Here is a 22,077-nt window from a genome sequence, read left to right on the forward strand (position 1 = left end):
TGGCACAGGACATAGAAACGCGCAAGTAGACTTGTCAGACATATCTGGCGACGCCGCAAGGGGGACATATGGCACGGAAATCACTGGTGGGCGTTGTTGCCGACGAACTCCTGGACCGGATCATTGCCGGGGACTTTCCACCCGGATCCAGCGTGCCCGGCGAGCTGGAACTCAGCGCCAGGCACGAGGTGAGCCGGATGACGGTGCGCGAGGCCATGAAAACCCTGGAAGCGCAGCGGATCCTCAGCGTGGAACGCGGCCGCGGCACGTTCGTTAACCCGTTGAACCGTTGGGCTTCGCTGGAAGCTGTCCTGCGCGCCGCGTCAGAGGGACAGAACGAAGCCGCCGCCTCCGTGCAGCTCATTGAACTGCGCCGAATGCTCGAAACCGGGGCGTGCGAACTCGCGGCGGCACGGATCAGCGACGCCGACATCCAGACGCTGTTCGGCCATGTGGCGGCGATGCGGGCCGCCCATGAGGTCAACGACATTGCCGCCTTCGTGGAGGCTGATCTGGCATTCCACGACCTGATCCTGCGCGCCTCGGAGAACGTTTTTGTGGCGGTCCTTTTCGCGCCGCTGCACCGGGTTCTGGAAAAGCGTCGGGCCGAAACATCGGCCGTGCCTACCATCCAGGAGCACGCCATCGGGCACCACCAGAACATTGCCGAGGCGCTGGAATCGCGCGATCCGAGCCGGTCGCGGGAAGCCATGGACCTGCACATGCAGCAGACCCTGGATGACCTCAAGACCCTGGTCCTCGAAGCTCCCTGACCAGCGTCCACTCCGTAGTATTGGGTCTGGCCACGCCTGAGAAGTGCCACTAGTGTTCAAGGACGGCCCGCAACCGGGAATCGAAGGCGATCACGAGGAGCGAAGTTGTCCAACCACACGTACAGCATTACTGAAATTGTCGGCACCTCCGAAGAAGGCGTGGACGCGGCCGTCCGGAACGGGATCACCGAGGCCGCAAAGACCCTGCGCAACCTTGACTGGTTCGAGGTCAAGGAAATCCGGGGCCACCTCGAAGACGGCAAGGTTGCCGACTGGCAGGTGCGGATCAAGCTCGGTTTCCGGCACGAAGGCTGACCCTTCCAAGGTATGAACAGTGATGGCCGCGTCCTTTGGGCGCGGCCATCACTGTTCAGCCATTCGGCACGGCCCTGCCAGGCACTTCCTACAACGAAGGTAGGACTGCCGGTCCTAGGAAAAACAGGGACACGGTCAAGGACTGACTATCGGCGCGAAAGTGCATAGGCTCGTACCGGAGCAGTTCCCGGAAGCGGTTTCCTGCCGGACATCCCGAGCCAGGAACCATCCTTCAGCAGTACGAGGAGTACCCATGTCAGAAATCTCGCTGAACAACGGCGTCACTATCCCCCAGCTCGGCTTCGGCGTTTTCCAGGTTCCGCCGGAAGACACCCAGCGGATCGTTGAGGATGCCCTGGCAGCCGGCTACCGCCACATCGACACCGCGGCCGGATACCGCAACGAAGCAGGTGTGGGCGCTGCCATCGCAGCCTCGGGTATTCCGCGCGAGGAAATCTTCGTGACCACCAAGCTCCGCAACGGCGATCAGGGCCGGGCCTGGGACGCATTCCAGGACACCCGCGAGGCGCTGGGTCTTGACTTCGTGGACCTCTACCTCATCCACTGGCCGGTCCCGTCACAGGGCCTCTACGTCCAGGCTTGGAAGGAACTGGAGGCCCTGTATGCCGCCAAGGCGATCCGTGCCATCGGCGTCTCGAACTTCCTCTCCGACCACCTGGACACCCTGCTCGAGTCCGCGGACGTCGTACCCGCCGTGAACCAGATTGAACTGCACCCCAGCTACCAGCAGGTCAAACTAGCCGCCAAAAGCCGTGCCCTCGGGATTGCGGTGGAGGCCTACAGCCCGCTGGGCCAGGGTGGGGACCTCAACGGAAACGCCGTCACCGCCGTTGCGAAGGCACACGACGCCACCACGGCGCAGGTGGTCCTGGCCTGGCACCTGGCCGCCGGCACCATCGTCATCCCCAAGTCGGTTAACCCGTCCCGTATCCGCGAAAACTTCGCGGCCGCTTCCCTGACCTTGACCAACGACGAGCTCGCCTCCATCACCGCCCTTGAGCGGGGCGCGCGCATCGGTTCCGATCCCGCCGTCGCCGCTTTCACACAGCTGTAGCCAACGCTGACCGAGCCTGCCGGCACCGATTCCGGAAGGCTCGGTCACCGCGTTCCGCCACGTCCAACCACCAGCGAAGGATCCCTCCGTATGCAGTACACGCACCTGGGCCGTTCGGGCCTGAAAGTTTCCCGGCTTTGCCTGGGCACCATGAACTTCGGCCCGCACACCGACGAGGCTGACGCGCACCGCATCATGGATTCCGCCCTGGACGCCGGCATTAACTTCTTCGACACAGCCAACGTCTATGGCGGCAGCGGGCACCGGGGCTGGACCGAGGAAATCATTGGCCGCTGGTTCGCGAAGGGCGGCGAGCGGCGCGAACGGACCGTCCTGGCTACAAAGCTGTACGGCACCATGACTGACCGCCCCAACGAGTCCAAGCTGTCCGCGCTGAACATCCGGCGCGCCCTGGACGCCAGCCTGAAGCGCCTCCAGACGGACTACATCGACGTGTACCAGTTCCATCACATTGACAGGGACACGCCCTGGGACGAGATCTGGCAGGCCATCGAAGTGGCCGTCCAGCAGGGCAAGATCCTCTACTCGGGCAGCAGCAACTTCGCGGGCTGGCACATCGCCCAGGCACAGGAAGCCGCCCGCCGCCGGAACTACACCGGGCTGGTCAGCGAGCAGTCCATCTACAACCTGTTCCGCCGCGAGGTGGAGCTGGAGGTCATCCCCGCCGCACAGCAGTACGGCCTGGGCCTGATCCCGTGGTCGCCGCTCCAGGGCGGGCTGCTGGGCGGCGTCCTGAAGAAGGAACGCGCGGGCGTCCGGCGCACCGAAGGGCGCGCCGCAGAAACGCTCAAGCAGCACCGGGACCAGATCCAGCAGTTCGAGGATCTCGCGGACGGGCTGGGGCACGAACCCGGCGACATCGCGCTCGCGTGGCTGCTTCACCAGCCTGCTGTCACCGCACCGATCGTGGGGCCGCGCACGCAGGAACAGCTTGACGCCGGCATCCGGGCGTTGGAGGTCACGCTCGACGCCGACGCGCTCAAGCGGCTCGACGACATCTTCCCGGGCCACCGGCCGGCACCGGAAGACTACGCATGGTGAAGCCATTGGATTCCGCGGCCGACACCGTGGCACCACGGAGCATCCTCTTCCTGGGCGGCACCGGGGTAATCAGCGCCGCAGCGGCGGAACGCGCCGTCGTACTGGGACACCGGGTGACCATCCTCAACCGCGGCCAATCAGGCAAGCCGGTACCGGACGGCGCGGAGGTCCTGCACGCGGACATCCGCGACCAGGACGCTGTGCGGGCGGTGCTGCAGGGCAGGGAGTTCGACGCCGTTGCGGACTTTATTGCCTTCACTCCAGATCAGGCGCGCTCCGGCATGGAACTGTTCCGGGGCCGGACCGGCCAGTACGTGTTCATCAGCACCGCGTCGGCCTACCAGAAGCCGCCCACCCGGCTGCCGATCCTGGAATCCACTCCGCTGAAAAATCCGTTCTGGCAGTATTCACGAGACAAGATCGCGTGCGAGGACCTCTTGTTCGAGGCGTACCGGGCAGATGATTTTCCGGTCACCGTGGTGCGTCCCTCACATACGTACGACCGCACGAGGGTGGGCCTGGTGGGCGGCTGGACAGACATCCACCGGATGCGCACCGGTCAGCCCATCATGGTGCACGGCGATGGCACCTCGCTCTGGACCGTGACGCACGCCAGGGACTTCGCGAAAGCCTTCGTGGGACTGCTCGGCAGGCCGCAGGCGGTGGGCGAGAGCTACACCATCACGTCGGATGAGTACCTGCCCTGGAACCAGATCTACGGCCTGTTTGCGCGGGCGGCCGGGGTTGCCGAACCCGAGTTGGTCCACATATCTTCGGAAACCATCGCCGCGCACGGCGCCGGACATAGCCCCCATCTGGGTCCAAGCCTCCTGGGCGACCGCGCCCACTCGGTGGTGTTCGACAACGCCAAGATCAAAGCCCTGGTGCCTGGCTTTGCCGCTACCATCCCGTTCGCGGACGGGACCCGGGAGATCGTTGACTGGCATGACAGCCACCCGGAACTTCAGGTGGTGGACCAGTCGTTTATGGATCTGAGTGATCGGCTGATCAAGTGGGCGCGAAGGGCCGCGGACTGACGGCGCGGCCCCGGCCATGCCATTTACAACGTTCTAAATACTCGGGATTTTCGCCGGGCGCAAGGGTTGATTTGTGGCGCATATCCCCACTAGGTTACTGGGGAAGCGTTTTCCCAATCCAAAATTGAAAGGATTCACTGATGAATCCGAGCAGGATATCCGTGCGCCGTTTTCGGTGGCCACAGCTGCGGGCCTTGCCCTGACCGTGGGTTGCCTCACCACCCCGGCAGCCGCCGTCGGGCCTTCCGCGAAGCCCGCCAATGCGGGCATACAGCTGGATTACTTGGACCTCGGGGGGGGTGCTGCCGGCACATCCGAGGGCGTCTTCCTGAGCTGGCGCCTCTTCGGCCACGAAGCAACCGGCTCGTCCGCCACAGGCCTCACCGGCACCGACTTCAATTTGTACCGCGACGGCCAGAAGCTCGCAACAGTCACAGACAGCACGAACTACCTTGACGCCGCCGGAACCGCGTCGTCGGCATATGACGTGCGTGCCGTCGTCGCGGCGTTGAACTGGACCGGAGCGCCACTGCCACCTCGTGGGGCGGCAACTCCAAGGACGTCTCCCAGGTCGACTACACGGGCAACACCTACGTGGACACCTACAAGGCCGACGGCACGCTGCTCCACCGGATCGACCTGGGCGTCAACATCCGGTCCGGCGCCCACTACACGCAGATGCTGGTGAACGATTTTCGACGGCGACGGACGTTCGCCAATGATGTTCAAGACAGCCCCGGGCACCAAGACCATCTCCTACAATCCGGACGGCTCCGTGGGCGCAGAGTCCTTCATCTCGCTGCTGCAGAAGGACCTCGACGCCGGCCATTCCAACTCCGACGATTACGGATGAGCGCCGCCGACTACTACCAGCACATGGTGGACACGTTCCTGGGCTGGCGCGACCACCCCGAGGTCAGGGCCGGCAACTGGCCCGCCACCCTGGAAGAAGCCTTCGGCATCGCCCCGCAGTACCAGTACCCGCTGTCCCGGCCAGATGCCGAAGCGGTGACGGGCTACTTCATGGATGTCTACGCGCCCGCCCGGAGTGCCCGGAACGTGTTGCGGGCCTTTGAGGGCTTCATCGGTTCCGGCCCCGAATCGAACCCGGCAACCGCGTAGACAGGTTCCTGGCCGGCGTCGCATATTTGGATGGCAAGAAGCCCGCCGCCGTGTTTGCCCGCGGCTATTACACGCGCAGCACACTTGCCGCCTACAACCTGGGACGGCGCCAACCTCTCCCCGGTGTGGAACGTGGACTCGGGCTGGGCGCCCATGACCAACCCCTTCAAGGACAGCCCGCACGGCCGGGACGGCACGGACCCCGAGTTCGGCACCCTCACCACGCAGGGCTTCCACTCCCTCAGCGCCTCCGACGTGGACGGTGACGGCAAGCAGGAAATTGTGTACGGCTCGGCCACCATCGACGACGACGGTTCGCTGCTGTACAGCTCGTCCGACACCATGCCGGCCGGCAGCGCCACCCCGGGAGAGGAGGCCCGGCTGGGCCACGGCGATGCCATGCACGTCACGGACATTGATCCGGCCCGCCCCGGCATCGAAAACTGGGCCATTGGCATGCAGTCGGCCGACGGAGACAAGCTCTCCGCGACCTCGCCGGGCACCAACATGAGCATCAGATGGGCTGCCGACATGACAACCCAGATCATCAACGGCTCCGGGGACCAGACCCCCACCATCGATGACTGGAAGCGCGGCCGGCCGCTCACCGCCACGGACACGCGCACCAACAACGGCACCAAGGGCACGCCGAGCCTCGTTGCAGACGTGGTGGGTGACTGTCGGGAGGAAATGCTGGTCCGGACGGCGGACAGCTCGGCGCTCCGGATGTACCTGAGCACCGAAGTGACCAACCACAAGCTCTACACGCTTATGCACGATCCGCAGTACCTCGCCGAGGTGGCCCGGCAGAACACCACGTACAACCAGCCCTCGTACACGGACTTCTATCTGGCCTCGGACATGCACTTCGGTGATGTGCCGCTGCGAGCGGCTTGGCTCCCGGGCAGCGTGAAGGCCATACAGCAGGCATTGGAGGACCTGGTTGAGGCCGGCGATCTAGCGGGCCCGGTCGCGAAGCAGCTGGCAGCGAGTGTTCAGCAGGCGGCGAAGGCAGTGGACGACGGCGATGCCTCCCAGGCGGCACAGGCCATCCAGCGCTTTGTGAAGTTCCTGGACCAGCAAAAGAAGCCGGATCAGGTATCCGACGTAGCGCGAACAGTACTCGACCACCAGGCCGGAAATATTCTACGGGCGTTCGAAGGCTAGGAAGGCGAAAGCACGGCAGACTGTTGAAATGACTCTCTCACCGCTCATCACGCTCAATAACGGCCACGGCATCCCGCAGCTGGGGCTCGGCACCTGGCCGCTGGACGACGAACAGGTGACTGCCGCCGTCGTACATGCCCTGGAAGCCGGATACCGGCACATCGATACGGCAGTGAAGTACGGCAATGAGGAAGGTGTTGGGAACGGCATCCGCGCCAGCGGGGTGGACCGGGGCAAAATCTTCGTCACCACCAAGCTGGACGGCCAGTTTCAAGGCCAGGACCGCGCGGTGGCGGGGCTGGAGGGGTCGCTGATACGCATGGGGCTGGACTACGTGGACCTGCTGCTGATCCACTGGCCGCTCCCTGCGCGTGATGATTTCGTCTCGACGTGGAGGACGTTTGAGCGGCTGCAGGCGGAGGGCAAAGTCCGGTCCATCGGCGTCTCCAACTTCAAACCGGCCCACCTGGAACGGCTGCTGGCCGAAACCGGCGTGGTGCCGGCCGTGAACCAGATCCAGCTGAGCCCGGCGATCACCCGCGTGGCCGACCGCGAGTTCAATGCCCGGCACGGAATCGTCACCGAATCGTACAGTCCGCTGGGCGGCTCCGGAGCCAGACTCCTGGGTGCTCCACTTCTGGCCCAACTCGGAGAAAAGTACGATAAAACGCCCGCCCAACTGGTGCTGCGCTGGCATATTCAGCAAGGACTTGTAGTCATTCCAAAATCAGGCGATCCCGAGCGGATGCGGGAAAACCTGGACATCTTCGATTTCTCCCTGGATCGGCAGGATCTCGCGGAACTTGCCATCCTGGACGAGGGGCCCGGCGCCGGAAACGATTCGGACGCGACAGGCCACTGAGCGGGCCCGAACAGGCTTTCCATGGAGATTCGGAGTGGCGAAAATAAACTAAGCATGATTAGTATTGGGGCAGAGGGATTGAAGCGTACCCGGGATCCGGGGACCTCCCTGATGTAGGAAGAAGGAACGACAAAATGGGTTTCTTTGCATTTTTGATTCTTGGCCTTATTGCCGGCGCGATCGCTAAGGCGATCCTTCCGGGCAAGCAGGGTGGCGGCTGGATCATCACCCTCATTCTGGGCGTTGTCGGTGCGTTCCTCGGCGGCTGGCTCGGCGGAATGATTTTCGGTACCGGCCTGCAGGAGTTCTTCTCGCTGCAGACCTGGCTGCTCGCGATCGCAGGCTCGATCATCGTGCTGCTGGTTTACAGCATGGTCACGAAGCGGAGCGTCCGCAGCTAGCTTCGTCACCGGCATGAAAACCGGCCCTGGGACAACATCCTGGGGCCGGTTTTCATTCCCCCGGCCAAGCTGATCGGGGACTGACACCTTCTCAACGAGCAGGAGTTCACTATGAAATCAAAACTTCTTTTAGGTATTGGAATCGCGGCAGGTTACGTCCTGGGATCGCGGTCCGGCCGGGCAGCGTACGACAAGCTCAAGGCCAGGGCGGCGAGCATCTGGGACAGTAAGCCGGTCCAGGACAAGGTCAGTGCCGCCACTTCGGCCATCAAGGAGAAGGCTCCCGAGGTGGCGGACCAGCTCGGTGAGGCCGCGCGCCGGGCGGGCACAGTCATCGGCTCGGCCATCCACCCCGACGCCGCGTCCGGCACCAGCAAGTCCAAAACGTCCGACGCCGGCGCCTCGGTGGGTGCCCCCGGCACCGCTGCGGTTGGCAGTGCCGCTGTGGGCGATCACGTCCCCGCCCACAGCACGCACCCGGAAACGGTGAACCTGGGGACATCGGACGTTGAGTCAGACCCCGCGTTCAATGACAACCAGGGCCAGGACTGGTCCGGTGAAGGCGGCGCCACTGCTGCCGGCGCAGCCACGAACGTTGACCCCCGACGGGAATGATCGGGGATCGTTGCCGGGACGTTACGCAGGATTCGCCGTGTGACACGGAAGCCACGTTGAAATTGTGCTAAAAATGGTCGTTGCTGGCCGCCGCGCTCCTTGGGGGACGCGGCGGCCAGCCACGCCTCAGGTTATTGCCAGATGCCGTCTCAGGTGACCAGCTCGGCAGCACCGAATGACACGCTGAACTGAACGCACCACAGGTCAACTGACGGGTACTTCGACAGGTCAACGTCGGCGGGAATCTGGTAAACCTGATTGCCCTGATTTCCCTTGATCAGGCCGCTGACCGATGCAACGGACCAGCCGTAACCGGGTTTGAAGTCTTTGGGGCGACGGCGGCAATACCGCCGCTGTTCTGGCTGCGGCGATGGCCTCGGTGAACGCTGCCGGCGCCGCAACCACCCGGCCATGGATCACCGCGCGAGCCAGACAAAGACGCTACTTCTCGCACTGCCTGACCACATCCGAATCGTTCAGGATCCCACTAGGTGTTTCCGGAAAGTCCCTGTTCTATGCCAACAAGCAGAGCGGGGACCATCGTCTGACTAAGGGCGTGATCGCATGCGACCCGTGCCTGAAGGGGGCACCAGCAGGGCCGGTTTCGCCACCCTTCAGGCGTGACTAGTTGAATAAAGTCATTTGACTCCAGCGTCACAGGTCGTGCAAGACTGAAGGCTTGGTGCACGGGGATGCAGCAGAAGCCGGAGCAGCGTTGGCTACGCCTGCACCTCCCACAGGGAGTCCAAGGCACAGTGCTGATCCCATAGCAATTTTTGAAGTTTTCTTGATCATTTTCAACATCCCCACATCTTGAATCGATCGGGAGGACTCGCATCCTGGGCGCGGGTGCCCTATTTGTGCTGGCCGCGGTAACTGGCGGCGGAAGCGTGGTGATTGCTGGATTCCTACTTACAGGCGCTCAGGTAGGCATCCTGGCGGGTATTGCCGGATCGTACGCTGCGGTCTTGGGGTACGTCTCAACCTACATCTGCTAGTCCCACGGTGGTCCAAAGCCAACAAGGCCAAGCCGGGCGCTCTGGACTCAGGTAAGTTCTTCGAGATCCGCAGGGGAAAATCAAAGTCCTAGGGTCCCGAGATTGAAAAGGGAGCTTGCTTTTTGAACTGCTCCCTTTCATCTTAAAAATGATCCTGGACTACTGCTACGAGCAGATTCGGTTCTCGCCGGACTTAACGGCAGTCATCCACCCACTACTAAAGTCGGGCCCGGCCGACTACAACGGTGCCGTCCAGTTCTTCCGAGCGGACGGTCCGGACCGCGAAGCCCGCACTCGCCAGGATCGACGCCGTCCCTGCGGCCTGCCGCTCGCTGGTTTCGATGATGAGATTCCCGCCGGGCCGCAGCCATTCGTTGGCCTCGGCAGCGATGCGGCGGTGGAATTCGAGTCCGTCAGCGCCGCCGTCGAGCGACCAAAACGGTTCATGCTCACGTGCTTCGTGGGGCATGGAATCTATTGCACCGGTGGGGACATAGGGTGCGTTGACAGCCAGAACACGGATCCGTCCCTTGATGGCGCGCGGTAGCGCATCGAACAGGTCGCCCTGGTGGACCTCGCCACCGACGCGGCCAATGTTCCGGCGGGCGCAGGCCACCGCGGCATGGTCAATGTCCGCCGCATGGAGTTCCAGCCCCCGAATCCAGAAGGCGATGGCGGCCCCCACCGCACCGGACCCGCAACACAGGTCCACAACAACGGCGGGCTCCGAACTCTCCCGGTGCTTCCGCTTCGGGTCCGCCGAGAGCAGGGCTGCGGCCTCACTCACCAAGAGCCCGGTGCGGCGGCGCGGAACAAAAACCCCAGCATCGAGCTCAATCCGGAGTCCGCAGAACGCGGCCCGGCCCAGGATGTGCTCCAGCGGGTACCCGGCAACGCGCCGGTCCACCGCCGCAGCGATTTCGGCCGGGCCGGACACCGCGGCGAGGAGAAGCCGGGCTTCCTCCTCCGCAAAGACGCACCCGGCCGAGCGAAGCCGCTCAGCGATCCCAGCAAGGGACTCAACATCCAATTCAGTGGCTGACATGGGTACACCTTCCGCAATCCGATGGGCGCCGAGCGCCGTCGCCCGCCTCTGAATGTACGCGAAGGTAGCCCTGGCCGCCTATCTAAAAAGACTGGATTTATTCAGTGCAAGCGCTTACAGTGTGCCGTGGTTCACCTGGCGATCGTTCCTCGACTGCCCTCGCGACCGCGTATCTGACCGCCAACTGATGCCGCCCCACTCGCAACTCCACAGCAGCCTGTACAGCAACGCCGCTACCAGGAAGGTCTCCTGACGTGAACACACGCACCCGCAGACAACGCCTCAACAACCCGCTGACAACATGGCTGGGACTGCTCGCCGCAGCCCTGGTCGCTTCCATTTCCGTCCTCCCGGCGCACGCGGCGCCGGGCCCGAAAGACCCGGGGTCGTCGTCGGCCCATCACTCCCTCCGAGCCCCGGTGACGGACGAGAATTTCTACTTTGTGATGGCCGACCGCTTCAGCAACGGTGACACAAGCAATGACTACGGCGGCCTGGGCAGCGACCCCATAGTGTCCGGCTTCAACCCGACGAAAAAGGGCTTCTACAACGGCGGCGACCTGGCCGGGCTGCTCGACAAGATCGACTACATCCAGGGCCTCGGCACCACGTCCATCTGGCTCACGCCCAGCTTCAAGAACAAGGCGGTGCAGCCCGAGGACAATTCGGCCGGCTATCACGGCTACTGGATCACCGACTTCACCCAGATCGACCCCCATCTGGGAACCAACGACGAGTTGAAGGCCCTCATCGACGAAGCCCACTCGCGTGGCATTAAGGTGTACTTCGACATCATCACCAACCACACCGCGGACGTGATCGGCTACGAAGAGGGCGCCCGCAAGACCTACGTTTCCAAGGACGCCGAGCCGTATAAGACCGCGGCGGGTGTGGCGTTCGACGACCGCGACTTCGCAGGGTCGAAGGATTTCCCGGAGCTTGATGCCAAGACTTCTCTGCACTTTGCAAGTGCCTACGCTCTGATCAGGCGGAGATTTCCTTCGCGTCACCGATCCGGGCCAGGGCTTTGCGAAGTCGCGCATCAGCGTCGTCCGCGACCTCCCGAACGGCGGGGCTGACGCTGAGCTCGACCATTGTCTGGGGGTCGATGGCTTCGATGGTGGTTACGCGTGCGTTCTTGCTTCGTCGGACAACGACGTTGCAGGGAAGCAGCGCACCGAGTTCCGGTTCGGCCGGGAGGGCGCGGCTGGCCAAGGCGGGGTTGCAGGCGCCAAGGATTACATAGTCACCGACGGCGTCGGCGGCGTCGGTTCCAAGCTTTGACTCAAAGGTGGCCCGGACGTCGATTTCCGTGAGTATGCCGAAGTCCTGTTCCCCGAGCGCCTCACGGGTGCGCTGGACAGCGTCCTCCCAGGACAGGGGGTCGAGGACCACCCCGCGGAAAAGTAGCGCTAAGGATCAATCCGACCGCAACGATTGCTAGCGTCGATCGTTGAGAGAGCATGGCTGGTGAATATTTAACGGCTGCCGAAGAGGCGGCGTACGGGCGGTATGCGCATGACGCTCCGGAACAGTCGGTGCTGGAGCGGTTTTTCTTCCTCGATGACTTGGACCGCGAGATGGTGGCGAAGCGGCGAGGCGACCACAACCGGCTCGGGTTCGGACTCCAGCTTGTGACCCGTAACGTCATCTGGGTGCCTTCCTGGATGATCCCGTGGATGTTCCAACCGCTTCTAACCGGGTAGAACGTTACATAGGCGAGTACACGGCAAATATTACAAAATGAGCTCTGTGTTTCCGCGCCTTTTCAGACATGCCCTGGAGTGTCTTGCGAACGATCGTTTATGCCTCGAAAGGTTTCCACCGCCGACGCCGGGGTGGAATGCTACCGCGGCGGCGCGCCCGGCGGCGTTAGGGTGGGAGCATGGGAGTCGAACCAGCCGTAATAAAGCGAATGTCGAGAATGCGTCCTCAGGATCCGGCCAGCGTGCCCCGGGAGGTGGGGGGCGAACCGGATCTGGTGGTGGTGGACACGAGTTGGGGAGAGCTGCAGCCGCTGCAGTGCGCGCCCGGGGTGGTCACCCTCGGCGAGCTCGAACTCCTGGAGCAGATCAGCGGCGGCGCGGTCCTGATTGACGGCCGCGTGCCTGATTCCCGGGGCGGGGTCACGATTCCAGGCGCAGTCAACATCCCCCACGACCGGATCCTGGATTTCAGGGATCAACTCGACCTTTCGAGGCTGAGCGTGTTCTTCTGCAACGGCCCGCAGTGCCCGCAGTCCCCGGCGGCTGTCCGGGCGCTGGTGGAAACCGGGTATCCGGCCTCCGCTCTGGCGTATTACCGAGGCGGATTGCACGACTGGGTCACCCTGGCCATGCCCACGGAACGGGTCACGTGACCGCCTGTGCCTGTCACAGCACCGAGGTCAATGGCGACACCGCGCACGGGGCGCTACCGGGGTCAGAGCCTGAACCTTACTCGCGTCTGTGGCCGGTGTCGCCGCTGCCGTGCCGGTGCTTGACGGGAGACCGGCAGCCCGTGTAACGGCGGTCGCAACGATGGCACCGGGCGGCCTTGTGGAGCATTCCGCGCATTTGACTCGGCCGGTGGACAAGGGGACTTTCCATGATTAACACCGTCATCTTCATCTTCATCATCCTTGAGGCATTCCTGGTCGCTATCGCTGCCCGGAGGGTACTCGGTGTGCCAATCGGATGGCCCCGTTCTGCGCTGATTGGCCTGTTGGTGATTCTGGGCCTGCGCGCCAACATCAGTTTCGTTCTGGACTATGCCGGACTTCCGCAGAATCAGGTATTGGCCTTTCCCTCGCCAATGGCCCTGTTGTTCATGGGCTTGGCGGCAGCATGGATATTCGCGCTGGGAGTTGCGGCCCTTGTCGTTCTGGAGCTCGCTGTTCCGACCGGCACGCTTCCCCGGATATCCGTGTGGCTGCGGGGCTGGAAGGCCAGGCGCCACCGGGCCAAACGGTACACGCAGGTGATTGGCATCGCGGCCAGGCACGGTTTGGGGGCATACATCCGGGGCCATCGCGGATCCGATCCGCACGCAGGGCACACCCGCGTTGCCCGGTCCCTCACTCTGGCGCTCACCGAGGCCGGCGTGACGTTTATCAAACTCGGGCAGATGCTGTCCGCACGCACCGATTTGATACCGGAGGAATTCGTCGTCGAATTGTCCGCGTTGCAGACACGGGCCGAACCCGAGCCGTGGCACGATATTGAGCCGGCCATCGCCGCGGGCCTGGCCCGGCCCGTTTCCGAGGTTTTCGAGCATATTGACCCAGTCCCTCTGGCTTCCGCGTCCATCGCCCAGGTGCATCTGGCAAGATTGCTCGACGGTGGCGACGTCGTGGTGAAGATCCAGCGCCCGGGGGCGAGGGCGCAGGTCGAATCGGACATCGAAATCATTCTCCGGCTGGCCCGCTGGCTGAACAAAGCGACGCCGTGGGGCCATTCACTGGGTGTCTATCGTTTAGCGGAGGCGTTTACCGTCGCGTTGGGGGAGGAACTCGACTACCGGGTGGAACTGGACAATATGCGCATCGTTGGCGCGATTATGGCCTCCTACGACGGCGGGAAGATTGCCGTCCCGTCCGCTTGCACGGACTATTCGACACCCCAGCTGCTGGTCATGAGCAGGCTGGCCGGCACGCCTGTCGGGGAAGCAGCAGAGATGCTGAACTCGTTGGGCAGCGACGTGCGCAGGAACGCTGCTGAGAAACTATTCAAGGCCGTGCTCCATCAGATCATGGTGGCCGGAGTGTTTCACGCCGATCTGCACCCGGGAAACATCGTTGTCGATGAACATGGCGGCCTGGGGATGCTGGACTTCGGTTCGATCGGCCGGCTGGACCAGACGACTCAACGGTCCTTGATGATGCTGTTGCATGCCGTCGACACCAAAAACGCGGTCGCTGCCGCCGATGCCCTCCTTGACCTGATCGAGCGCCCGGAGGCGTTCAACGAACGCCGATTCGAGCGTGACGTCGGGCTCGTGATCATGCGGTACCGCACGGGCTTTGGAGGGGCCGGAAGCACCAGCATGTTCACAGCCCTGATCACCCTTATCACCGGTCACGGTGTGGCGGTCCCAGCACCGATCGCCGCCACCTTCCGTGCCATGGCGACCCTGGAGGGCACCCTGTCGCTAATCAGCCCCGACTTCGACATGGTCGCCAGCGCGCGGGCGGACAGCCGGGAAATTCTGGCGGCCGAATTCACGAAAGATTCGCTAAGGGAGAACCTGGAGAAACAGCTGCTCATGGTCTTGCCTGTGCTGCAACGACTCCCACGGCGAATCGACAGGATCACCGAGGATCTGGAACAGGGCCGATTTTCCGTGAACATCCGCACCGTTGCGAACAAGACTGACCGGGGCTTCTTCACTGAAATTGTAAAGCAGCTGAATACGACACTCCTGGCCGGCGCCGCGACCCTCGGAGCCATCCTGCTGATCACCAGCAGCACAGGACCCATGCTGACGCCCACGGTCCCGTTCTATGGCTTTTTGGGATTCGCCATGCTGTTTGCGGCGTTTGTACTGGCCCTGCGCGCATTAGTGCTGGTATTCAAAAGAAACCCCGGACCTCCTCTGGAATAGAGCCCTTCAGCGGATCCCGGTCCAACCACCTCCTCCCGGAGGAATCCAGATCCTTCAATGCCCCACGCAACCGGACGTCCGCGTCGGCGTCGAGCCGGCGAGGGCTTGTTGCGCGGCACCAAGCCGGGCAATCGACTGCGCCCACGGGCTGCCCTGTCAGTTACCAGGAAAGAGAAGGCCCCGTGGGGCACCCCTGCCCCGGGGCACCACGGGCGACCGGCGGAACCGGTGACATCGACGCACCGAAATGAACCAGGACATGACGGATCAGAGACTGTCGCCGCTCCCGGAGTCTCCATCCCAGCCGGCGCCGTTACCGGAATCGCCGCCGTGTCCGCCGCGCAGGATCGAATCGATCAGAATTCCGCCCAGCACGGCTCCCCCGAGGCCCCCGCCGCACCCACGGCTCCCGAACATGCCGCCGCCATAGCCGCGGTTGTCCAGGCCGCCGAAGCCCTGCACATCGGACCGCGCGAGCTCTGCCGCCCGGGATGCCAGAACCCCGGCCTGCTGCGCGTAGGTCAGGGAAGATCCAGGATTCCTCTGCTGGATGGAGAGCGCGGTGTCCAGATTGCGTTGCGCTTCGGCCAGGCGTGTCCTGGCCCCGGGTCCCACACCGCCGCGGCGGGCGGCAATGTAGTCCGAGGCAACCGAGATCCGGGCCTGTGCATTCATGATGGCCTGCTGGAGAGCCTGCCCGGCGCGCCGCGCCTGATCCTGCTGGTTCCGGACCCCGGAGAGGGCCTGATCCAGGCCTTGGCGCGCCGCTTCCATGCGCTGCAGCGCGGCGATCGGGTCGATCCTTCCTGACTGTAGCTGCTGTTGCACCTGGTTCAGGACCGCCTCGGCGCCTGCGACGGGGCCGGCGAGGTCGGTGTGCTGGCCGGCCGCCATGGTGGCCTTGGCCTGGGCGAGGTCCTGGGCGGCGTCCTGCACCGCGGGGTCGAGATTGGTCCGGGCGGAGTCCAGGTCGTGCGAGACCTTGCCGATGGCGTTAACCAGCACGTTGGTCTGGTGCAGGCCTTCTTCGGCAGCACGGACAGCGATAGCCGCGGCGCCCGGGTCAGCCTCCGTGAGCTTCTGCTGTGCGGTCTGCGCGGCGGTGTCCAGAAATTTCAACCGTTCCCGGGCCTGGGCTATGTTGTCCGAGACCGGGGCCACCGCCGCGTCGGAGTACCGTGCGCGCAGCCCGGTCATGGCATGCTCAGCGTCCGCTACCTTGGCCGCTGCCTCGGCCCGTCCGGCCCGGAGCAGTTCGAGTGCCTGTGGTGCGTTCTTTTCGAGCTCACGCAGGGAGTCGAAGGAGACTTTCTGTTCGGCCAGGGCATGGTTGGCCGACTCGCAGCGGCTGATGATCTCGGTATACGATGCCCACTGTTGCTCCTCGGTGGCCGGGATCGCGTCGTCCAGCTGCTGCTGGAGTTTGAAGGACTCGCTCAGGTCTGACTTGGCATTGGCGAGGGCCTTCGCATAGGGCGCAACGGAAACATCCCCGAACTGGGCCTGCGCGAATCCTGCTTCCTGCTGGCCGGAGCGCACGGCGTCGTCGGCTGCTATCAGCAGCGACACGGCCCGTTGTTTCAGCTCCGGAAGGCTCGGCGCCGCTGGCTGATCGCCCGGGCCGCCGTCGCGTGGATTTATCCCCGGTTTTTCCGGCTGTATCCCCGGGCCGGTAAGCAGCACCAACCGGTCGCGGTATTGCTGCGTGTCCAGCTCGCCGCCGGCGTAGCGCTGATCGAGGATCCGACGTGCGTTGCTCCTGTCCGCGGCGTTACGGTTCTGCCCCGGTGCTGATCCCGTTCCTCTTCGGCGGGTGCCACCGGACAATGCCCGGGCCGCGAGAGCCGCCACTAGAACAGCGACCGCGACCGGGAGTAACCAGAATAGCCAGGACACGTCTATACCGGACCCGTACCCACCCATCATGGGGTGCCTCCTTCAACCGGCCCTACTCCGCAGCCGTCTGGTTCCAGACTACGCCAACATACCCCAGGGGGTGTATCACGAACTCTGGCCCCGGGCGGCGCCCTGTTCGGATCCGCGTGGAAATATGACTGCTGCGCCCGGCCGTGCCGCCGGACCCGAGGACGACTCCCGGCGGTATGTTCAGGCCAGGGACGAGAGCAATAATCAGGGCATCCACACATCTGCCAGAGCGCGCTCAGAGACACTGGTGGTCCCGCAGCAGCCATGGGCCCGGGACGCGGAGCTTCCTGACCTGGCGCGGCCCCGCGTCCGGCGGGTACCCACGACCAGAAGATCGGCCCCGGAGGTGGCCTTCAGCAGTACCGCGGCGGGCAACCCCTGGGTCAGCTTGCCGGTGACCGTGCACCGGCGCCTGAGACCCGGCCCAGAGCCTGTGCGTGCGCCTTGCCCGATCGGGCCGGCGGCACAGCCGGGACGCCATAACGCAAGGGTAGTTCTCCGACAATTCCTCACATGCGGCTGCACGGGCCCCGTGGTCAGTCAAGAGCGGCTCTGTACCGGGGCCCCGGCGGATGATATCTTGCGCAAGAGCCGGTACGCCAGAGATGTTCGGGCCGGCCCGTGAAAGGACGTACGAATCATGATGGGTGGCGGGCTCGGCATGGGCTGGTGGTGGGCCATCGGCCTGCTGATGGCCAGCGCCCTCCTCTGGGTCATCATCCGCAGTGTCCGTGCCGCCGGAGAGAACAGCGGCCAGAACAACGCTCAGGAACCCCGAGACACGGACATCGGGGCCGCCGAAACCCCCGGGGGTGCCCGCGGGATCCTCGCTGAGCGGTACTCGCGCGGCGAACTGAGCGCACAGGAGTACCAGGAACGTCTCCGCGTCCTCGGCGGGGGCCCGTAGCGGCGCCGGATACCCCCGTCGGCGGGTACTCCAGCCGGCTTCTCGGCCTGCGCGGTATTCTTACCTGGCCGGAAGGCCAGCTTCGGGCCACCCCGGGTGGACTGGTGCCCCATTTTCGTCAGGAGACGTTCACGACCCGCCCTGGAAGATCAGGTGCCGCAGAGGTCTGACGGGACCGGAATCCGGTGCCGCCGGCAGTCGCCCCGACCAAGGCCGACGACGCCGACCGACAGGGCCGTCATGATGAGGGTGATAGAGACCCCGAAAATGACCTGCCCGCGATGCGGGACGGGTTTCATTCAGGATGCCGGAGTGCGGAGCGGCGGGCGGTGTATTCCGTTTCGTCGATCTCGCCGCGGGCGAATCGTTCGTGCAGAATACGCTCCGCGTCGTAGTGCGGGGGCCGCACGGGGCCGGGTCCTTCATGCGGAGGGGTGCGCCGAAGCAGGAGAACGACGACGGTGACCACCCCTCCCCAGAACACCAACATCATCAGTACCATCGCCACCCAGGCACCTACACCCCAGCCGTTCCCGTCCCATCCATACATCCTGACTCCGTCCCGTACCGTGCCTATGTGCTGACCAGCCTGTGGTTGGAGGCTATCGCCTCCCTAGCCCACGGAACAGGGTCCAAGGTCCTCAACCGGTTCCCCATATCTCATGGCTACTTTGAGTGGACCGCTTCGTGGACGTCCGCGGCTTCGGATTTGGTCCCCTGACAGGCGAGGCCGGGGACGCGCGCGCCGGTGGACAGCGTCGCCGGGGTTCGTTCGTCGCCGCCCGCGAACCTGGACCCCGTGCTACGCTGATTGGCCGGACGGTAACTCAGCAGCCCGGTGACGCCCGCCAACAAGGCCCCGGCTGAGCCGGGCGTCCTGTGAATAATCCCGCTGGCACCGCGGCCGGCAGGCTCCAGGGCCGTAACGCGTTCCACCGCAGTCGCTCTCCGCGGCCGGCCGGTCGCCGCACGTTGGCCGGGTCTCAGGCGGTTTCGAGTTCCTTCAGGGCCGCGAGGAGCCGCTGATCGGCGTCCGAGGCGACCTCGGAGACGGCCGGCGCGTCGCTGAGCTGGACCATGGTCTGCGGGTCGATGGTCTGGATGACGGTGGTGCCGGTGTCCGGTCCACGTCTGATGACGACGTTGCAGGGCAGCAGCAGACCCATGTCCGGGTCCGCCGCGAGAGCTTTCTGCGCCAAGGCAGGGTTGCAGACGCCCAGGATGAGGTAGTCGCCCAGGCCCTGCCCGGCGTCGGACCCGAGCTTGGCCTCGAAGGTGGCGCGGACATCGATTTCGGACAGCACGCCGAATCCCTGACCGGAGAGGGCTTCACGGGACCGGGTTACTGCCTCTGCGTAGGGCAGGGCGACGGTGATGGTGTGTGCGTAGCTCATTGTGGTACTCCTTCATCGGTTTTCTGATTTTTGCAGAGGGCTGCGGGTCGCCGTGCTACCGGGCTTCGATCAGGCCCATCATGCCACTGTCCTCGTGGTCGAGGATGTGGCAGTGGTAGACGGTTTTGCCGGTGAAGTCATCGAAGGCGATTCGGACCCGGACGCTGCTGCGGGCCGGGACGTTAACCACGTCCTGCCACATGGGAGTGTCCACGGGCCTGCCGGCCTGTTCGATGATCTGCATCGGCCACACGTGCAGGTGCACCGGGTGATCCATCGGACTTGTGTTCCGCAGGGTCCATTCCTCGACGGCGCCGGCGGGGACGGTCGTGTCGACCCGGGCCGGGTCGAACGGCCTGCCGTTGATAGTGAAGCTCATCAACCCCGAGCCCATGCCGCCGCTGTTCATACCCATACCCATGGCGAAGACCAGTTCCCGGTGCGCGGTGACCGCCAGGGAACGCAGGTCCCGCGGCACGGGCTGCGCCGGGACCGGTCCCGGCGCGGCGGCCGGTGCGCCGGCAACGGCGAAGGTGGCCAGGACCGTCCCGTCCGGGCCGGCCGGGGACTGTCCGCCTCCGTTGTTGCCGCCCATCATGGATCCCACCATGCTTCCCCTGTCCACGGGTAAGGTGCGCAGCACGGCGGTCCCGGCGGCGGCGGTGACCAGCAGGTCCGCCCGGTTGCCCGGGGCCAGCAGCACCTCCTCGACGTCCCGGGGACTCTGGTAGCGGCCCGAATCCAGACCCAGCAACTGCAGGGACTGGCCGTCCAGGCGCAGTTTCAGGTACCGGGATGTGCAGGCATTGATGACCCTCCACCGTTCACGCTCGCCCGGCCGGGCGGCCAGGACCGGGTTCAGCTGCCCGTTGACCAGCACCAGGGCACCTTCCCGGCCCATCATTTTCTCCATCGCCGAGACGGCGGCGATGGAACCGCCACCGGTGAGGGAGATGTCGGAGATGACCAGGACCCGTTCCCGGCTGACCGGCACGGGCTGGGGGTCCTGGACGATGATCGCCCCGTACAGGCCGCCGAAGATCTGGTCGGCCACACTTCCGTGGCGATGCGGGTGGTACCAGTACACGCCCGGAGGGGCCGTCCGCCGGCAGCCGGTACTCATACTCAAAGGACGTTCCCGGTTCAACCGAGACCAGCGCATTGTCGCTGTTGCCCTGCGGGGAGACGTGCAGCCCATGGACGTGCAGGTTGGTCGGATCCCCCAGCCTGTTCTCCAGCATCACATTCACACGGTCCCCGGGCCGCAGGAACAGGGTGGAGCCGGGCACGGACCCGTTATAGGACAGCGCATTGGCATCCCTGCCCGCGATCCGAACCTGGCCCAGGGCTGCTGAAAGCTTCACCTGAAGCCGGCCATCGGCACTGTACAGGGCCTCGGGTTCACTCAGGTCCTGCCCACCGGCGGACTGGAATCCTGAGCCTTGGCCCCACAGCAATCCTGCCGCGCCCGCCATGGCGGCTGCGGCCCCCGCACCGCCCAAGATAAGGGCCGTTCGCCTGTTCATCGGGTCCATCAGGTCCCGTCCGCGAGGGCTCTGAGCCGTTCGGCGTATTCCTCCGTGCTCAGCTCCCCCCGGGCATACCGTTCATCCAAGATCCGCCGGGCAGTGCCTCCTGGACCGGACCGGTCCGGGGCCTCCCCGCGGCCGGTTCCCCCACGGTTCCTGCCCCCAAAGAAAAACCGCACAGCAAGAGTCCCCAACAGGACGATGCCGATCAGCAGGAGCAGCCAGAACAGCCACGCCGAACCCATCCCGGACCCAAAGCCACCCAACATCATCCTTCTCCGCTCCTGCAGCCCCGTCCACGGCCCGTCCGGCCTTTCCTTCTTTTTGAGCCTATCGCAATATACCCCCTGGGGTAAGTCGATCACCAGGCCGCAGCGTCAGCGCTTCGGCGTACAGAGCCAATCAAAGCCGGCCACATGCCACTTTCACCGAACATGTCAGCGAAAGCCCGCCCTCCGTGCCGGTGGTCGCGGCCAGTCGAAGGTGGGACCAGTACAGCGGTCGCTAAAACCGCGCTCGTCACAGCGGATCCAAAAGAGTGCGCAAGAACCAATACTTGCCCCGTGGACGTCGGTTAAGGCCAACCTCCGACAGGACTAACGTCGGATAATTTACCAATTCACAAGCCACCCCTCTCTGTGTCGCCGGGAGCGGGAGCTGTGCTGAAGAGTCCGATATCGCTGTTCATCTCAGAACCTCCTACGTCGTGACCCAGGGATTGGCCGCCGGCTCAGCTGCCGCCGGTTCCGCCGGTATGGTCGGTCCTTCAGGGCGGGGGCTGTAGGTCTTGATGGACGCCTCTACAGCTTCCTTGTGGGTTCCGGTGTACCAGGGCAGGGTCCGGACCAGCGTGGCCGGTGCACCGGAGGCAAGGACCACGGCGCGGCCCCGGTCGAGTTCCGCGAGGTTGGGGACATCGAAGACGCGCTCCTTACCTTCCTGCCGGGAGCGGCTGGAGCCTGATTTGCCGGGCGAGATGGAGACGTTGGTGTAGCTGTAATCCCCGATCAGGTCCGAGAGTGCCCGGAGAAAGACTTCTTCGGCCACGCCGCCGCCGTAGACCCTGACGTTGGCGGCCGACCAGATTTTCCGCATGTTCGCCTCTCCCCACAGTTCAACGCCCTGTGACCAGGACGGTGGGGCGGGACGGTAACCGCGTGGGTAGAGCTCATGAGCCTGCTCCTCATATGTCGTTACAGATACGGCCGGTTCAGGTTGGGGGCCGCGCCGGGGCAGTTTGGGGGGAAACTGCCCCGGCACGGGGTCTG

24 protein-coding genes and 4 pseudogenes are annotated in these 22,077 nt (G+C 64.6%); 18 read left to right on the top strand and 10 right to left on the bottom strand.

The genetic code is table 11. The annotated features are described in order from the left end of the window. The first annotated feature begins 68 nt into the window (after positions 1–68). The 13 genes and pseudogenes from NG697_RS14940 to NG697_RS14980 all read left to right on the top strand — a co-directional run bounded on the left by NG697_RS14940 (position 69) and on the right by NG697_RS14980 (position 8,429). Positions 69–773 carry a FadR/GntR family transcriptional regulator gene (locus NG697_RS14940; protein WP_252610765.1) on the top strand — a complete coding sequence of 235 codons (705 nt, stop codon included), beginning with the start codon at positions 69–71 and terminating at the stop codon, positions 771–773. A 105-nt stretch (positions 774–878) separates the two neighbouring features. Continuing rightward, positions 879–1,088 (top strand): dodecin, encoded by a 210-nt coding sequence (locus NG697_RS14945; RefSeq protein WP_252600661.1) that lies wholly within the window; start codon positions 879–881, stop codon positions 1,086–1,088. A 253-nt stretch (positions 1,089–1,341) separates the two neighbouring features. Further along, complete coding sequence (locus tag NG697_RS14950) at positions 1,342–2,163, top strand: aldo/keto reductase (protein WP_252600662.1); 822 nt, start codon at positions 1,342–1,344, stop codon at positions 2,161–2,163. A gap of 90 nt (positions 2,164–2,253) precedes the next feature. After that, the gene (locus NG697_RS14955; protein ID WP_252610767.1) at positions 2,254–3,225 is read left to right on the top strand and encodes an aldo/keto reductase; all 972 of its coding nucleotides are present in this window, start codon (positions 2,254–2,256) and stop codon (positions 3,223–3,225) included. Next, the gene (locus NG697_RS14960; RefSeq protein ID WP_252610769.1) at positions 3,219–4,262 is read left to right on the top strand and encodes an SDR family oxidoreductase; all 1,044 of its coding nucleotides are present in this window, start codon (positions 3,219–3,221) and stop codon (positions 4,260–4,262) included. Before NG697_RS14955 ends, NG697_RS14960 begins: the two co-directional genes overlap by 7 nt. A 205-nt stretch (positions 4,263–4,467) precedes the next feature. Beyond that, a pseudogene (locus NG697_RS21365) lies at positions 4,468–4,707 on the top strand (rhamnogalacturonan endolyase family protein); the annotation flags it as partial. Positions 4,708–4,856: 149 nt separating this feature from the next. Next, positions 4,857–4,901: pseudogene (locus NG697_RS21370) on the top strand (hypothetical protein); the annotation flags it as partial. Between the two features lie 79 nt (positions 4,902–4,980). After that, positions 4,981–5,115, top strand: a complete 135-nt coding sequence (locus tag NG697_RS21375) for a hypothetical protein (protein WP_374209936.1) — start codon at positions 4,981–4,983, stop codon at positions 5,113–5,115. Beyond that, positions 5,112–5,384: a hypothetical protein gene (locus tag NG697_RS21380; RefSeq protein WP_374209937.1), complete on the top strand. Its 273-nt coding sequence runs from the start codon at positions 5,112–5,114 to the stop codon at positions 5,382–5,384. Before NG697_RS21375 ends, NG697_RS21380 begins: the two co-directional genes overlap by 4 nt. 84 nt (positions 5,385–5,468) lie before the next feature. Further along, the gene (locus NG697_RS21385; RefSeq protein ID WP_374209934.1) at positions 5,469–6,551 is read left to right on the top strand and encodes a rhamnogalacturonan lyase family protein; all 1,083 of its coding nucleotides are present in this window, start codon (positions 5,469–5,471) and stop codon (positions 6,549–6,551) included. Between the two features lie 28 nt (positions 6,552–6,579). Then, positions 6,580–7,413, top strand: coding sequence for an aldo/keto reductase (locus NG697_RS14970; RefSeq protein ID WP_252614570.1), 834 nt, complete (start codon positions 6,580–6,582; stop codon positions 7,411–7,413). A 134-nt stretch (positions 7,414–7,547) separates the two neighbouring features. Beyond that, positions 7,548–7,814 (top strand): GlsB/YeaQ/YmgE family stress response membrane protein, encoded by a 267-nt coding sequence (locus tag NG697_RS14975; RefSeq protein ID WP_252600666.1) that lies wholly within the window; start codon positions 7,548–7,550, stop codon positions 7,812–7,814. Between the two features lie 111 nt (positions 7,815–7,925). Continuing rightward, positions 7,926–8,429, top strand: coding sequence for a hypothetical protein (locus NG697_RS14980; RefSeq protein WP_252600667.1), 504 nt, complete (start codon positions 7,926–7,928; stop codon positions 8,427–8,429). A gap of 149 nt (positions 8,430–8,578) precedes the next feature. On the opposite strand, the gene NG697_RS14985 is transcribed toward NG697_RS14980, so the two are convergent. Together NG697_RS14985 and NG697_RS14990 are read right to left on the bottom strand one after the other, a co-directional pair. Next, complete coding sequence (locus tag NG697_RS14985) at positions 8,579–8,842, bottom strand: DM13 domain-containing protein (protein ID WP_252600668.1); 264 nt, start codon at positions 8,840–8,842, stop codon at positions 8,579–8,581. Positions 8,843–9,644: 802 nt separating this feature from the next. Then, a complete protein-coding gene (locus NG697_RS14990; RefSeq protein WP_252610774.1) occupies positions 9,645–10,472 on the bottom strand; it encodes a putative protein N(5)-glutamine methyltransferase in 828 nt (275 codons plus the stop codon). 293 nt (positions 10,473–10,765) lie between these two features. On the opposite strand from NG697_RS14990, the pseudogene NG697_RS14995 reads away from it, so the two are divergent. After that, positions 10,766–11,437: pseudogene (locus NG697_RS14995) on the top strand (alpha-amylase family glycosyl hydrolase); the annotation flags it as partial. Positions 11,438–11,456: 19 nt separating this feature from the next. On the opposite strand, the gene NG697_RS15000 reads toward NG697_RS14995, so the two are convergent. Further along, entirely contained in the window at positions 11,457–11,867 is a 411-nt protein-coding gene (locus tag NG697_RS15000; RefSeq protein WP_252614571.1) for a DUF302 domain-containing protein, read from the bottom strand. Positions 11,868–11,935: 68 nt separating this feature from the next. Here NG697_RS15000 and NG697_RS15005 point away from each other — a divergent pair, with 68 nt between their 5' ends. The 3 genes from NG697_RS15005 (at position 11,936) to NG697_RS15015 (ending at position 15,053) form a co-directional block, all read left to right on the top strand. Next, positions 11,936–12,178 carry a DUF4158 domain-containing protein gene (locus tag NG697_RS15005; protein ID WP_252610778.1) on the top strand — a complete coding sequence of 81 codons (243 nt, stop codon included), beginning with the start codon at positions 11,936–11,938 and terminating at the stop codon, positions 12,176–12,178. Positions 12,179–12,396: 218 nt separating this feature from the next. Next, positions 12,397–12,831 (top strand): rhodanese-like domain-containing protein, encoded by a 435-nt coding sequence (locus NG697_RS15010; RefSeq protein ID WP_252610780.1) that lies wholly within the window; start codon positions 12,397–12,399, stop codon positions 12,829–12,831. Between the two features lie 227 nt (positions 12,832–13,058). Further along, complete coding sequence (locus tag NG697_RS15015) at positions 13,059–15,053, top strand: ABC1 kinase family protein (protein WP_252614572.1); 1,995 nt, start codon at positions 13,059–13,061, stop codon at positions 15,051–15,053. Positions 15,054–15,320: 267 nt separating this feature from the next. Here the strand turns inward: NG697_RS15015 and NG697_RS15020 are convergent, their stop codons facing one another. Continuing rightward, entirely contained in the window at positions 15,321–16,904 is a 1,584-nt protein-coding gene (locus NG697_RS15020) for an SHOCT domain-containing protein (protein WP_252614573.1), read from the bottom strand. A 715-nt stretch (positions 16,905–17,619) separates the two neighbouring features. On the opposite strand from NG697_RS15020, the gene NG697_RS15025 reads away from it, so the two are divergent. Next, positions 17,620–17,886: an SHOCT domain-containing protein gene (locus NG697_RS15025; protein WP_252602453.1), complete on the top strand. Its 267-nt coding sequence runs from the start codon at positions 17,620–17,622 to the stop codon at positions 17,884–17,886. A 295-nt stretch (positions 17,887–18,181) separates the two neighbouring features. Here the strand turns inward: NG697_RS15025 and NG697_RS15030 are convergent, their stop codons facing one another. The 6 genes and pseudogenes from NG697_RS15030 to NG697_RS15050 all read right to left on the bottom strand — a co-directional run bounded on the left by NG697_RS15030 (position 18,182) and on the right by NG697_RS15050 (position 22,069). Then, the gene (locus tag NG697_RS15030; RefSeq protein WP_252602501.1) at positions 18,182–18,388 is read right to left on the bottom strand and encodes an SHOCT domain-containing protein; all 207 of its coding nucleotides are present in this window, start codon (positions 18,386–18,388) and stop codon (positions 18,182–18,184) included. A gap of 481 nt (positions 18,389–18,869) precedes the next feature. After that, entirely contained in the window at positions 18,870–19,280 is a 411-nt protein-coding gene (locus tag NG697_RS15035) for a DUF302 domain-containing protein (protein WP_252614574.1), read from the bottom strand. Between the two features lie 55 nt (positions 19,281–19,335). Beyond that, positions 19,336–20,334: a multicopper oxidase family protein gene (locus tag NG697_RS15040; protein WP_308293093.1), complete on the bottom strand. Its 999-nt coding sequence runs from the start codon at positions 20,332–20,334 to the stop codon at positions 19,336–19,338. Between the two features lie 112 nt (positions 20,335–20,446). Beyond that, positions 20,447–20,815: pseudogene (locus tag NG697_RS21190) on the bottom strand (multicopper oxidase domain-containing protein); the annotation flags it as partial. Further along, on the bottom strand, positions 20,815–21,081 hold the full coding sequence (locus tag NG697_RS15045) for an SHOCT domain-containing protein (protein ID WP_308293094.1): 267 nt from the start codon (positions 21,079–21,081) through the stop codon (positions 20,815–20,817). The gene NG697_RS15045 and the pseudogene NG697_RS21190, both read right to left, overlap by 1 nt. A 427-nt stretch (positions 21,082–21,508) precedes the next feature. Next, positions 21,509–22,069 (bottom strand): TraM recognition domain-containing protein, encoded by a 561-nt coding sequence (locus tag NG697_RS15050; protein ID WP_308293096.1) that lies wholly within the window; start codon positions 22,067–22,069, stop codon positions 21,509–21,511. Between the last annotated feature and the right edge of the window lie 8 nt (positions 22,070–22,077).

This window comes from Pseudarthrobacter raffinosi, assembly GCF_023913835.1.
Lineage (GTDB): Bacteria > Actinomycetota > Actinomycetes > Actinomycetales > Micrococcaceae > Arthrobacter > Arthrobacter raffinosi.

Excerpts from the sequence above, each read along its gene's own strand:
- NG697_RS14940 (WP_252610765.1), top strand. The coding sequence starts at position 69 with ATGGCACGGAAATCACTGGTGGGCGTTGTTGCCGACGAACTCCTGGAC.
- NG697_RS14950 (WP_252600662.1), top strand. The coding sequence starts at position 1,342 with ATGTCAGAAATCTCGCTGAACAACGGCGTCACTATCCCCCAGCTCGGC.
- NG697_RS14955 (WP_252610767.1), top strand. The coding sequence starts at position 2,254 with ATGCAGTACACGCACCTGGGCCGTTCGGGCCTGAAAGTTTCCCGGCTT.
- NG697_RS14960 (WP_252610769.1), top strand. The coding sequence starts at position 3,219 with ATGGTGAAGCCATTGGATTCCGCGGCCGACACCGTGGCACCACGGAGC.
- NG697_RS21375 (WP_374209936.1), top strand. The coding sequence starts at position 4,981 with ATGATGTTCAAGACAGCCCCGGGCACCAAGACCATCTCCTACAATCCG.
- NG697_RS21380 (WP_374209937.1), top strand. The coding sequence starts at position 5,112 with ATGAGCGCCGCCGACTACTACCAGCACATGGTGGACACGTTCCTGGGC.
- NG697_RS14970 (WP_252614570.1), top strand. The coding sequence starts at position 6,580 with ATGACTCTCTCACCGCTCATCACGCTCAATAACGGCCACGGCATCCCG.
- NG697_RS14975 (WP_252600666.1), top strand. The coding sequence starts at position 7,548 with ATGGGTTTCTTTGCATTTTTGATTCTTGGCCTTATTGCCGGCGCGATC.
- NG697_RS14980 (WP_252600667.1), top strand. The coding sequence starts at position 7,926 with ATGAAATCAAAACTTCTTTTAGGTATTGGAATCGCGGCAGGTTACGTC.
- NG697_RS14985 (WP_252600668.1), bottom strand. The coding sequence starts at position 8,842 with ATGGCCGGGTGGTTGCGGCGCCGGCAGCGTTCACCGAGGCCATCGCCG.
- NG697_RS14990 (WP_252610774.1), bottom strand. The coding sequence starts at position 10,472 with ATGTCAGCCACTGAATTGGATGTTGAGTCCCTTGCTGGGATCGCTGAG.
- NG697_RS15005 (WP_252610778.1), top strand. The coding sequence starts at position 11,936 with ATGGCTGGTGAATATTTAACGGCTGCCGAAGAGGCGGCGTACGGGCGG.
- NG697_RS15010 (WP_252610780.1), top strand. The coding sequence starts at position 12,397 with ATGCGTCCTCAGGATCCGGCCAGCGTGCCCCGGGAGGTGGGGGGCGAA.
- NG697_RS15015 (WP_252614572.1), top strand. The coding sequence starts at position 13,059 with ATGATTAACACCGTCATCTTCATCTTCATCATCCTTGAGGCATTCCTG.
- NG697_RS15025 (WP_252602453.1), top strand. The coding sequence starts at position 17,620 with ATGATGGGTGGCGGGCTCGGCATGGGCTGGTGGTGGGCCATCGGCCTG.
- NG697_RS15030 (WP_252602501.1), bottom strand. The coding sequence starts at position 18,388 with ATGGTACTGATGATGTTGGTGTTCTGGGGAGGGGTGGTCACCGTCGTC.
- NG697_RS15035 (WP_252614574.1), bottom strand. The coding sequence starts at position 19,280 with ATGAGCTACGCACACACCATCACCGTCGCCCTGCCCTACGCAGAGGCA.
- NG697_RS15045 (WP_308293094.1), bottom strand. The coding sequence starts at position 21,081 with ATGATGTTGGGTGGCTTTGGGTCCGGGATGGGTTCGGCGTGGCTGTTC.